The sequence below is a fragment of the Streptococcus rupicaprae genome, assembly GCF_040545225.1.
Taxonomy (GTDB): Bacteria; Bacillota; Bacilli; order Lactobacillales; family Streptococcaceae; genus Streptococcus; species Streptococcus rupicaprae.
In genome coordinates this window covers 115,383-127,557 of record NZ_JBEPLO010000002.1, presented here as the reverse complement: position 1 = coordinate 127,557, position 12,175 = coordinate 115,383, and the positions used below count along the sequence as shown (strand labels likewise).

General features: G+C 42.4%; 15 protein-coding genes. All 15 read right to left on the bottom strand.

Annotation, left to right across the window (positions count from 1 at the left end; translation table 11 throughout):
* Positions 1-29: 29 nt before the first annotated feature.
* Positions 30-416, bottom strand: coding sequence for a glycerol dehydratase reactivase beta/small subunit family protein (locus tag ABID29_RS01490; RefSeq protein WP_354363897.1), 387 nt, complete (start codon positions 414-416; stop codon positions 30-32).
* The gene (locus ABID29_RS01485; RefSeq protein ID WP_354363896.1) at positions 394-2,247 is read right to left on the bottom strand and encodes a diol dehydratase reactivase subunit alpha; all 1,854 of its coding nucleotides are present in this window, start codon (positions 2,245-2,247) and stop codon (positions 394-396) included. Before ABID29_RS01485 ends, ABID29_RS01490 begins: the two co-directional genes overlap by 23 nt.
* Before the next feature lie 27 nt (positions 2,248-2,274).
* Positions 2,275-2,781, bottom strand: coding sequence for a diol dehydratase small subunit (locus ABID29_RS01480; RefSeq protein WP_354363894.1), 507 nt, complete (start codon positions 2,779-2,781; stop codon positions 2,275-2,277).
* A 30-nt stretch (positions 2,782-2,811) separates the two neighbouring features.
* Positions 2,812-3,474, bottom strand: a complete 663-nt coding sequence (locus ABID29_RS01475) for a propanediol/glycerol family dehydratase medium subunit (protein ID WP_354363893.1) — start codon at positions 3,472-3,474, stop codon at positions 2,812-2,814.
* Positions 3,475-3,486: 12 nt separating this feature from the next.
* Positions 3,487-5,148 carry a propanediol/glycerol family dehydratase large subunit gene (locus tag ABID29_RS01470; protein ID WP_354363891.1) on the bottom strand — a complete coding sequence of 554 codons (1,662 nt, stop codon included), beginning with the start codon at positions 5,146-5,148 and terminating at the stop codon, positions 3,487-3,489.
* Between the two features lie 17 nt (positions 5,149-5,165).
* Positions 5,166-5,867, bottom strand: coding sequence for a propanediol utilization microcompartment protein PduB (pduB, locus tag ABID29_RS01465; protein WP_168548991.1), 702 nt, complete (start codon positions 5,865-5,867; stop codon positions 5,166-5,168).
* A 244-nt stretch (positions 5,868-6,111) separates the two neighbouring features.
* Positions 6,112-6,564 carry a cupin domain-containing protein gene (locus ABID29_RS01460; RefSeq protein ID WP_354363889.1) on the bottom strand — a complete coding sequence of 151 codons (453 nt, stop codon included), beginning with the start codon at positions 6,562-6,564 and terminating at the stop codon, positions 6,112-6,114.
* 19 nt (positions 6,565-6,583) lie between these two features.
* Entirely contained in the window at positions 6,584-7,681 is a 1,098-nt protein-coding gene (locus ABID29_RS01455) for an ethanolamine utilization protein EutH (protein ID WP_354363888.1), read from the bottom strand.
* Positions 7,682-7,706: 25 nt separating this feature from the next.
* Positions 7,707-7,982 carry a EutN/CcmL family microcompartment protein gene (locus ABID29_RS01450; RefSeq protein ID WP_168548988.1) on the bottom strand — a complete coding sequence of 92 codons (276 nt, stop codon included), beginning with the start codon at positions 7,980-7,982 and terminating at the stop codon, positions 7,707-7,709.
* Positions 7,983-8,003: 21 nt separating this feature from the next.
* Entirely contained in the window at positions 8,004-8,633 is a 630-nt protein-coding gene (locus tag ABID29_RS01445) for an ethanolamine utilization protein (protein ID WP_354363886.1), read from the bottom strand.
* A gap of 16 nt (positions 8,634-8,649) precedes the next feature.
* Positions 8,650-9,291 (bottom strand): ethanolamine utilization phosphate acetyltransferase EutD, encoded by a 642-nt coding sequence (gene eutD, locus ABID29_RS01440; protein WP_168548986.1) that lies wholly within the window; start codon positions 9,289-9,291, stop codon positions 8,650-8,652.
* 14 nt (positions 9,292-9,305) lie between these two features.
* Complete coding sequence (locus ABID29_RS01435) at positions 9,306-9,956, bottom strand: hypothetical protein (protein ID WP_354363885.1); 651 nt, start codon at positions 9,954-9,956, stop codon at positions 9,306-9,308.
* 86 nt (positions 9,957-10,042) lie between these two features.
* A complete protein-coding gene (locus ABID29_RS01430; RefSeq protein ID WP_168548984.1) occupies positions 10,043-10,312 on the bottom strand; it encodes a BMC domain-containing protein in 270 nt (89 codons plus the stop codon).
* Between the two features lie 57 nt (positions 10,313-10,369).
* Entirely contained in the window at positions 10,370-10,645 is a 276-nt protein-coding gene (locus ABID29_RS01425) for a BMC domain-containing protein (protein WP_354363883.1), read from the bottom strand.
* Positions 10,646-10,689: 44 nt separating this feature from the next.
* Positions 10,690-12,171, bottom strand: coding sequence for an acetaldehyde dehydrogenase (acetylating) (locus ABID29_RS01420; protein ID WP_354363882.1), 1,482 nt, complete (start codon positions 12,169-12,171; stop codon positions 10,690-10,692).
* Between the last annotated feature and the right edge of the window lie 4 nt (positions 12,172-12,175).

Here is a 12,175-nt window from a genome sequence, read left to right as displayed (position 1 = left end):
TTCTTTCTAGTGTCCTTATTCTTTGTCTCTTAAAAAGAAACTTCAAAAGCAAGATGTCCAATTAGGGGGATGCCTTTGACTAATTTTGCCGCATTTCCACCTAGTATTCGAAGGACTGATGCCTCTTGTTCTTTCAAATTCTTTAATTGATAAACAAATTGTTCCTCTCGTAGGTTTCGGTAGTGGACTACTATTGCCATCTCATCCAAAGCAATCCCCACAGATAAAGCAGAAGATTGAGCAGCTGCATATGCTAATGATACAAGATTCTTCCCAGTCCTCTCTGGATGTTCTTCATAAAAATAGGGGATCCCTTCTTCTTCTATCCCAAACTGAATCTGCTCCAGCAAAGCTTCTGATACTTTTCCTGTACCATAGATGATAATGACAGGTTTACACACTTGGGCACTCATCATACTTTCCCCATCTTTCTTTGCAATAAGACAAAATTAAACCAGTTGCCACTGCATTGCGCGGACCAACTATCCCCCTGATATTTCCTCGACCTGCGACAATGTAACTTTGCGATAAAGCATCTGTAATTAGCTGCGGCACTTCAAAGTCCAAGGCAGAACCTCCAACAATCACAACAAATGGAATATCACGAATGTCTCTGGTTGGACTAACACTCCTGAGAGCTCGAATAGCATTAATGACAAAAACACGTTCTTTGGCTGACTGTCGAACGAGTTTAACTTTTTCAATAGAAACCTCCTGCTCTAGCGGCGTATACTCGCCTCTATCTTTAACAATGATGACACGGGCAAACAAGTCGCTACTGAGTGGCTTATCAAAAAATTCAACCGTTCCATCTTCATGTCGAATATGGAATAGACTTTCCACCTTGGCCAATGGGTATTTTTTTATATCTTCTGCCAAGTGACGGTTTTCTAACCCTAATTCTGAATTGATTAACATCGTCACCATATCGCCCGCACCTGCTAAATGGACAGCTTTAATCTCACCATCGGCACTCATAATAGAAGCATCCGTTGACCCAGCCCCCAGATCTAAAATAGCCAATGGTCTGGATGTTCCAGGTGTCGTTAAGGCACCTAGAATAGCAGAATGGGCTTCTGCCCCTCCTATTTCTACAGGAATTCCTAGCTCTTTTTCCACCTCATCCGCAATAAGCGACATCTGCAAACGGTCCGAGTTGACCATGGAGGCAATGCCGACTGCTTGTTCCATAGAATATTCACCCGCCAAACCACCTTTTACCGTCACAGGAGCAAAGGTATCAACCGCTAGGATGTCTTGGATTTTAATATCCTCAACTCTTTTTTCAGTCAGTTGAGCCATGATTTGGCGGACTTTTTCCAGCATGCCACCCACATTGGTACCTGCTTCACCCGTGACATCTTCAATGCCATCTACCATAGAGACATGCTCCATAATAGTAGTAGCTCCTGTCGCAACATCTACTGTCTGTGTCTGGTAAGTTCCCATTATCTTGATACTACCTGCGGGAATTTTCCGTGCTTGAACATCTCCTTCAGGTGTTTTTATCACGATAGCTGATCGGTTTCCGATCAAAGCACGGGCAATTGGGACAACATGCTTAGTATCTTGGGCGTCTAATTCAAAGACGGTTGCAATGCCATATGGGTTAGATAGCTGAGAAATCACCTTACCTGTAGAAGCAACTTCTACAGCAGCCCGCATCCCTATAGGTACCTTGTCAATATAAGCAACCTCATCAACAATTGGAATCTTATGTTCTAGACGATTATGGACTAATACTCCGTCATCTGCCTGTAAAATAGCAGCTTTAATATTGTAACCACGTGCTACGTAGGCATTAATCAACTGAGCTATCGCATCAAAATCAATTCGCTTAGACACCACAACTACATAGTCACGATCAAGGGGTTCTTCAATAAGCTTCAGGATATCAACTGTATAGCCAATCCCCATTCCAAGCCCTCCTGGAGTCCGAGGGTTGTGACCAACCATAGTTGATTCAGTAATGATGGTCTCTGTGATGGTTTCCATCGCCACATCCCCAATAACAGGTGTCGCCTCATTGATGCGAATCATGGAAACATCTTTCAAAGAGATGGGCGCATGCTCAAAGAGAAGACGCAAGGATTCATAAATGCCATGAACATTTTCCTTAGTCCCCTTGATACCAGTGGTATCTGCCAAGGCATGGGAAAGAAAGGTCACGTTACCGTTTGTATCAATGCAGGCCAAGGCCGATTCTGTTGAAGAGTTGCCGATATCCACGCCTACTACATATACCATACTTCTTTCCTCCGATTTCTTATGCAATTAGTTATCGCCTTTAAGTTTTTTACGTCGCTCGTAATGTTCTGCAGCTTCACGGATAAAGCTCGCACAGATTTTCGCTTGGTAACGTTCGTCTAACTCTTTGGCAATGTCAAATAGTTCCTGTTTTGACGAGCGATAGGGACGAAGGGCATTGTATATTTCCAACACACGCTCATCTGGTACTTTGGTTAATTCTGCTGCACGAGAGAAGTTGTACTCAATAGCTTCACGACCAGCTGCTTTGGCGATTTCACCCTGTTTCAAGAGAATCTCCGGCTTAATTCGCAAGTCTTTTGAGGTAATAGAACCGTTCAAGACGTTTTCAAGAGTAATGTCCTCAAATTTTTTATTATCCCCAACCACAATCCAGTCTGGATGTTTTTGGGCAATTGGATAGTCTTCTACACCAACAGATGAGGTAGGTGATGTCGGAGTAAATGCCATTGGTTTCTCTGCTACCATCTCCTCTAAAATTTTCTTGACTAATAATTCAACAGAGTCGTTCATGATATGCCTCCTTTACTATTTATCTGATGCCTAGAGCAACTCCAACTCTTCTGCAGGACGTCCTCTTTCTACCAACTTAGTTTCCTTTATATGCAATAGGGCTGAATAAGCCTGGTATTTTGGACGCGCCATTTGGTCATTTAGGGTTGGTACTGGGTTTGGTGTCTCACCTTTAGCATATTTAGCCGCATTTTTTCCAATTAAGCGATAGGTTTCAGCTGTCAAAAGCGGTGCTTGAGGGAATAGTTCCAAATTGCTCAATGGTGGCAAATCACGCTGGTGAATCACGGCAGTCCCTTTAGATTGGATCCCAATCGCAATGCCGGATCCTGACAAGTGGTCGCCTTCTACTGCAACAAAGGCAACGTCTGACGACCGGAATACTTTGACCACACGCGCTTTAAGTCCTTCTTCTTCAATACCGGCAACGACCTGTCGAAGCACCTCCTTATGAGGAATATCCACCATGGTTTTGACCTGTTGTACACCAAAGGCAGGACCGACAGCGATAACAACTTCATCAACTGATCGGCTTGATTTGGCAATACCTTTTGATCGAACAATAGCTTTTTCATCAGGGAGGGATGGAGTTGATTGGACAGATTTGGATGTTGAGTAATCAGATTCTTCTTGCATTTCTTGCAACGCTTCTTTAATCAGTGAGCGTAGCAATGTTTCATCAATGGTTGTCATACCTATTTCCTCCTAAATGTCACGTGGATCAATCGCATTTGGAATATCTTTCACTTTTTCCCACTCTTGGCCAACCAAGCGGTTACCAGTTCCAACACCAGTATAGTCATTTGGGGAGTTGACAGCGGAGATAACATTCCAGTTGCGGTCAAAGATAGCCGAAGTTTGCAGGAAGTCACCAGCTACACGTTGCTTGAAGAGATTGAGCAATTCGGTCGCTACATCTGGGAATCCATTATTTGCCAAGGCTTTAATCAGATCAACACCTTCTACACCACGCTCCAAAAGGTGGACAGCAGCTTTGATATCCTCTACCTTATCACGTTCAGGCATATCTTTTGAACCATGAGCATATGTTGCTGCCTCCACTTCTTCATCTGTAATTGTTGGCAGACCAAGACCTTTGAAGAGAGCTTGCATGACACGAGCAGCCTTACGTCGAACTTGAATGACATCTTCTTCACGCACTGGACGAAGACCACCATCCACACGCAAGTCACGTTGAAGAATATTGTAATCATCGTAGTCTTCCGCATCCCAATTTGAACCAGCAAACATATTATCATAATTTGGAGTAGAAGAATAACCAGAGTTGATGAAGTCTGTACCAGGAGCAAGTTGCATTAAAGTACGTACTGAGCGACGCAAATCAGAGTGTGTGAAGGTCTGATCATTAGAGGAAGCACATTCCAAGTCAAGCATAGTAGCGATTAAATTTTCAGCGATAACCGCACGAATCCCACTAGGAACTGCAGCAGGGATGCCGATACAAGATACTGAACCATTTTGTGTTCCCTGTACACCTGCCGCTTTTGTAATATACAAGCAACGGGCTTCTAGATACAACATGGATTTCCCTTCTGCTTGGCCCATTTGCACTTCTGCACCTGTCCCTGATGTAAATCGCATTTTTAGGCCACGAGAAGCATAAGCTGAAGCCAAGAAAGCTTTAGACCATGGTGTATCATCACCATCTGTGAAAACATCTTCTGTTCCATAAACAGAGATGGTTTCAGCATAAGCTGTGAATCCACGCATACCCAAATCCAGTTCTGTTGCTTCTTCCAAGGCACATTGAGTTAACACCCCCGGACGACCGACTTGTGAACCGATCATGATGCCTAAGGCGTTGAATGGAGCGTAACGAGCAACCGCTACGGTTGTTTCTTGCTCAGCAAATCCACGAAGAGCACCCTCAGCCGCATCTGCAGCAATTTGTACAGGATTATCATTAACGTTTGTGACGTGAGACTGCGTCGCCGTTTGTTTACGTGTACGCATTTTTTGGACCGCCATCATAATTTCTACAACATTCATATGGCTAACGATTTCCACAATTTTAGCCGGTGTCATAGCTTTTGTCAGCTTAACGATTTCACTACGGGGAACAGAAGGCGTTAAAATCATATTAGCAATTTCTTTGGAATCCATGGCCATAACTTCTTCAGCGTGACTCAAGTCAATCCCATAGTTCGCTATAAACTGGTCAATCAGGTCAAATTCTTCTTTCGATTTCCCATCAAGTTCTACTACCTCACCATGTTGAATCTTAATACTTGGTTTTGGATCATTTGGACTTTCCATAGCCATCAAGCCTTCTTCTACCCACTCTTTCACAAAACCATCTTGGTTAATTGGACGTTTACTTAATACTTCAAAACGTTTGGATCTCATGTCTTCATTCCCCCTGGTTAGATATAAGAAGGTTGGGTACTGATTGGTTCATCACCCAAGGTTGCTAAGAGCTGTTTACCTACCTCACGCGCAGAAATGACTGCCTGCCTGACCGCACCAGAATCCCCACTAACAGTCAAAATAACCTCATTCGAGAAACTCGTTCCATTATTGGGTGAAGAATATGATACTACATCAACAGTTGCCGCTTTTACTGCAGTATCAGCCATAACAACACCAATCGCTGCCGGAGCACCTACGATTACACCAAAAGCTCTCCCAATGGGAGCACCAAAGGCTGCTTCACAAGCATAACTAGAGCGTGCGGTATATTGCAATTCAATATGACCCGCTTCATTCGCATAAACATCTCCAAAAGTACGATCAATTTCTTTCAAAGCTACTTCGACAGCCCGTCTAACATCAGATACATCATCACTCCCAAAAATAATCAAACTACCATGACCTGCACCACCTTTAGTATCACGGGGCAATTCGATTTTAACAATTTCTGTATTCGTAGCTTTTACTGCTTCATCCGCTGCCATAATGTGTGGACCTGCACCCGTACGAGCTCCTAAAACCCCCAGAGAACGGTACCTTTTTTCTAACTGCATGGCGTCGAGTAATTGTTGGTCGACATTAGCAATGACCAAACCAATTGTCTCTCCAGTTAGATTGGAACCGATAAATTCTGTAATATTTGCATGTTTAGACATAAGAGATTCTCCTTTACCTATATATTAAAAAACCAATAACTTATGAATATTTTGCTTTCGTATCTCCAAAGATAAATTCTATATAAATTAGAGAGGTTAAATAGCAGTTATAAAATAATGAAAATCATAAATCTCTTTCTCGGAAAAATGTTACATTATTCACAATGTATTCTAAAAAGTATTCATAACTCCGATAAGTTATGAATAGCTTTTTTATTTATTGTAAATGGCAAACGATGATGGCTTACTGATTCTGCCAATCAGCTGGATAAGTAACATAGATAAAACGTGCTTTCCCCTTAACAGAAAACTTAATGTCACTGCCTTTAGGAATAAAAAGTATCTCACCTGGACCAGCTGACATCACTTCATCACCAACAACAATGTCTAGGCGACCATCAATCACGTAATCTACCTCATCGTAATCCAAATGCCAAGGGAAGGTCGTGTCCTCCATGGTCATCAGCCCTAAACCAAGGCGAGGACTTTCTTCTAACGATAACAAATCTCTTGTATAGACCTTATCTGTTGCATTCCCGGTATCCAAACGATCCTGATCACGCACATCCAATGTTGGGAGAGCAATTGAGGTCACCCCTGACTTACTCACTCGTTTAGCAGTATCTTTAGTTACTAATTCCTCTAAGAGAATTTTCTTCACCAGAGCTTCTAACTCTGAACGGTCAATATGGCTCATTACATACTCCTCTCATGCATCATTCAGCTTCTTTTTTGGTGAGGGCGAAGGCCAAAATCACAGCAGTCACACCACCAACAATCTTACCAATCATCATCGGCACAATCATTTCTGGGTTCTGACCCGCTGTAAAGCCTAGGTGGTCTCCGATAACAAACGAAGCGGAAACGGCAAAAGCAACGTTGATGATTTTACCGCGTTTATCCATGTCTTTCAACATTTGGAACATGGCAATGTTGTTGGCTAGAGAGGCTACCAAACCAGCAGCTCCGACTTCATTCATGCCAAGAGACTTACCAATAGCTGACAATGGTTTGTTAGCAACTTTAGTAAAGACGGCTACCAGACCAAAAGCACCTGCCAGAGTCACTGCAATAGACCCTACAACACCAAAGGCTTCCATCAGCAAATCTGCACCTTCTGGATAGAGGCTCAAGAGGAATTCATTACCTGTTAACAACTGAGCCGCACCGAAAGCAAGACCTAAAGTAGCTACCACAACGATGATTTGACCAAACACCTCAAAGCCTTTAATCATACTATCTGGTGCTAGCATCAACCCTAAGAAAATCAAACCCGCCACAATAACAATTGGAATCAGGTTAACCAATAAGGTGCCAAATGAAAGGCCCGGAACTAAAATACCGCCAACCAAGCAACCAATCGGAACAGTCACCAAACCATAAAGAATCCCACGCGCCAATAGCGGACGATCCTCTTTTTCAATGATTCCCAAAGCAACTGGGATGGTAAATACGATGGTTGGTCCCATCATTGATCCTAAGACATAAGCAGCAAAATTACCGACTTCTGGATTTTCTGCCAAGCTCAAGGCCAAAGGTGCTCCACCCATATCGTTGGCAATAAAGGTTGTAGCAAAGATTGATGGGTCTGCACCAACCAAGCCATACAATGGCACAATTACTGGTTTTAGGATATTGGCCAAAATAGGTGCCACCACCATAATCCCTGCCATGGATAAGGCTAAGGCTCCCATAGCCATAATACCTTCTTCAAATTTTTCACCTAGTCCCAACTTGCCACCGATGCTCTTATCCACAGCACCGATTAACATGAAGAGAACCATAATATAGATAATGATTTCATTGATACTCATGAGTCATTAACTTCCTCCATCTCCATTAATTTTCATCTGGATAATCTACTTTATCAATAATTGCTGTTATAACCATATCAACAGGAATATCAGGTTTTGAGAGGCTTACACGGGCTGAACTCCCTGTGGAAACCAATACCAAATCCCCTTCCCCGGCTCCAATACAGTCAGCAGCAACAACCAAGACAGGATCAACCTGATGTTTATTGAGCTGACGTTCTATCACTAAGAATTTTAAACCATTTAGTTTCTCATCTTTCCGAGTGGCCCAAAGGCTACCTCTTACTTTCCCAACAAACATCGTACTGTCTCCTTTTTTAGTCTATTTCACAACTGTAATTTTATGACGTTTCAAATAATCTTGAGCTAAGGCTGTAATAATCATTCCTTTTTCTAATTGGAAACAGTCACCCTCAGCCAATCCCATTTCCCTCAGTCTTGATTCGGTTACCAAACGGCTTACTGACTTTAAAGGAGTTTTTTCAAACCGAGCAGGTAGAGGCTGTTCCGCTTTTATTTCTGTAGCAGATAATTTTGCCCCCAATTCTCCTTCTTCATAATAGGAAACTCCATATTTCTCTAGAGTTGTTTTTTGTTTCAGCAAATCTCGGTACAGACTTGACTTTGAGGTTTGCTTGTAGCGTTCTATATTTAGAATACTTGCAGACACCCATACTGGCTTTCCTTCTAGAAGGCCTGTCAAAAGTGCTGTTTCTTCATTAGTCGTAGGACAAAGAGCTGCTACCCTTAAAAGACTATCCAATGATAAGTTATCTACGATTATTTTATCAGCAGCCCGATAATCTTCAACAATAACATATCCCGCTTGCTTCAATTCAGTCAATAAATTTTTTTCGCCAATGACATAAAGAGTCGATTTTTGTTCTAATGTCGTACCCTTTTCTAGCAAACGTTCTGTAATTAACTGAACCAGTCTATCAATATCGTGCATTTTTCCCTGCCTTTCCTTACGATTTCTTCAGGATCCGACCACGCATCCCTTTTGTAAATCCACAGGCATTAGCTTCATCGTAGTCAATATGCATGTAAGTCGCAAAGTTAGGGTGTACACGTACCACAACATCATCGAAGACAAGTGGACGCTCTCCCTCTACCGCTACCTGTACAATCTCCTTGTTAATGACTCCTGCCTTTTCAGCATCCTCAGGGGTCATGTGTATGTGACGTTTCGCAACAATTAAGCCCTCATCTAAAGACAGAGATCGATTGCCATTGATGAGAATAACTCCAGGCGTCCCGGTGATATCGCCGCTCTCACGAATTGGTGCTTTTATCCCCAGCTGAAGACAGTCTGTCAAAGAAACTTCCACCTGTGACTTAGGACGTACCGGTCCAAGGATCACTACATTTCGAAAAATTCCTTTTGGACCTACTACAGTTAAGCGCTCTGAACAAGCATACTGACCAGGCTGTGATAAATCCTTAACTTTCGTCAATTGATAGCCAGGTCCAAATAAGAATTCCAAATCTTTTTGACTAAGATGGACATGACGTCCACTTGCCTCAACTTCAACGCTCAAGCTAGCTGAATTTTCCATTTCTTGTTTCACTTTTTCAACAATTTTATCGACTAATTGCTCAAGAGACATTCCGTACCTCCTTCCTAACTTTCTTCACTGGTAATCAACCAAAGTAGGACTTCTATTGATTTTAAAAGCTGACAAACTTGACTAAGAAAACAATCTTTTGCTCCATTTTCTAGATATTCTAACTCTCTACGGAGCAATTCTACTTCTGTATAGGCTGTATACAACACCAACTTCCATACCGGCTCTTGATAGCCTATTAAAACACTCTGCTGATTAAGTTGCTTGCTTATGCGAATATCTTGCAACTCTGTATGTGTCAAGAATTGGTCTCCATACAAGGAAATATCCTCTAAAATACGACCTTCAACAATATGTTCTACAACTTTCAAGAGACTTCCTACTTGATCACATTTTTCTGCCTGAAAGGCAAAATAAAGTTCCCTTTGGCATGTAAGAAAGATTGGATAGAGCTTCATTAAGCGGTAAAGCTGCGAATAAACAACAGAGTCTTCCAGGGTCTTAACCTCACAAACTCTATGCTCTGCTGCACGCTTCTCACTTAAAATAGGTGACGAAACAGATACAATATTGACATGGTGATCCGTCAGAAATCCTTTGGCTGCTGGGGTCAGTTTTTGATCAGTTGCGACTTCAAATGTTCCGTGCTCTACGATCTTCGCTTCACGGAACATCTTTCTAATCTTAGCTTCTGTAAGAACTGACATATCTTCACTCCCTTCCAGCACAAACCGCCTTAAGGATTCTAGCTATTCTTTAGCAATAGAATCCTTCTGAAGCGGTTATCTATTCCTTATTTTGGCAAGACAACTTCTACTTCTGCATGTGGACGTGGGATAACATGCACAGAAATCAACTCACCTACATTTTCTGCTGCGGCTGCACCAGCATCGGTCGCTGCCTTAACAGCACCAACATCTCCACGAACCATAACCGTTACCAAGCCACCTCCGACTTGCTCTTTGCCAATCAAAGTGACGTTAGCCGCTTTCACCATTGCATCAGCTGCTTCAATTGCACCGACCAAACCACGTGTTTCTACCATTCCTAATGCGTTTGACATAATAAATTCCTCCAATTTATATATATAGTTTTTACGATATAGCTGGTTATCTATTCCTTATTTTGGTAAGACAACTTCTACTTCTGCATGCGGACGTGGGATAACATGCACAGAAATCAACTCACCTACATTTTCTGCTGCGGCTGCACCAGCATCAGTCGCAGCCTTAACAGCACCGACATCTCCACGAACCATAACGGTTACCAAGCCACCTCCGACTTGCTCTTTGCCGATCAAAGTGACGTTAGCTGCTTTCACCATTGCGTCAGCTGCTTCAATTGCACCGACCAAACCACGTGTTTCTACCATTCCTAATGCGTTTGCATTTGCCATTTTTAATTCCTCCTAATATATATAATAAAATGTTACGAATATATTTATTTAGACAACTTGTCAAGGACACGTTGAACTAAAAGGTTGACAAGTTTTTCTTCATCGATATTCTCAGCGATAGGACTCTCTACCTTTTCTGCAACGACTGAATCAGCCTTTTTCAAATCTGCCAGTTCACCTGTTCCATAAGCAACACGGCGTATATTGAAAAGATTGAGTGGACTAACATTATCAGATGTTGCACTACCACCTACAGCTCCACAACCCAACGTAAAGGCTGGAAAGAGTCCCGTTGTAGCTCCTACACCACCAAGAGCTGCTGGAGTATTAACTAATAGACGAGAAACCGGCTTTTTAAGGGCAAACTCTCGAATAACTTCTTCGTTTTGCGTATGAAGCACCATCGTGTGACCTACACCCTCATGATGAAGAATCTTCATGCTCAATTTGCATGCTTCTTCCCAATTTTTAACAGTGTAAAAACCGAGAACAGGTGCCAATTTTTCCATTGAATAAGGATGTTGCTTACCAACTCCTGTTTCCTCTGCAATAAGGACACGAGCTCCTGCCGGAACAGAAATGCCTGCCAGCTCACCAATCACCTGTGGAGTTTTACCAACCATCTTAGGATTCATAGCACCGCTTGGTAAGATAATGAAAGCACCCAATTTCTTAGCATCTTCTGGTGAAACAAAGTAAGCCCCCTGTTTCTTAAATTCAGCGATGACAGCTGCTTTCATATCTTCTTCAACAATAACCGATTGTTCTGACGCGCAAATCACACCATTATCAAAAGTTTTTGAATCCAAAATTTGACGCACAGCTTTGGGTAAATCAGCTGTTCTCTCAATAAAAGCAGGACCATTACCAGGACCAACACCAATAGCAGGTGTACCAGATGAGTAGGCTGCTTTGACCATGGCAGTACCACCCGTTGCCAAAATCAGGTTTGTGTCTGGGTGTTTCATGAGTTCATTAGTTGCTTGAATGGATGGACGTGTAATCACACTAATGGCACCATCTGGACAACCAGCACTTTTAGCAGCTTTTTTGATAATTTCAACCGTTTCGACGATACATTTTAAAGCATTTGGATGAGGTGAAAAGACGATACTATTCCCGGCTTTTAGTGAAATCAAAGCTTTGTAAATAACCGTTGAGGTCGGGTTGGTCGACGGAATAAGTCCCGCCACAACTCCTACTGGAACAGCAACCTCTGTAATTTTCTTTTCTCTGTCCTCACGAAGAATACCAACAGTTCGCATATCTCTGATTTCCTCTAGGATCCCCTTGGAAGCCAGAGCATTTTTCAAGACCTTATCTTCCCAGCGACCGAATCCTGTTTCTTCAACAGCCATCTTCGCTAAGCGCTCACGTTCGTCGTAACAAGCTTTAGCAACAACTTTAACAATCGTGTCAATTTGCTCTTGACTCATTTCTGCTAGCTCTGCTTGTGCCAACTTAGCCTTACGAACTAGATGACGCACATCTTGTATAGATACAAGATCTTTATCTTCTAAATACATTTAA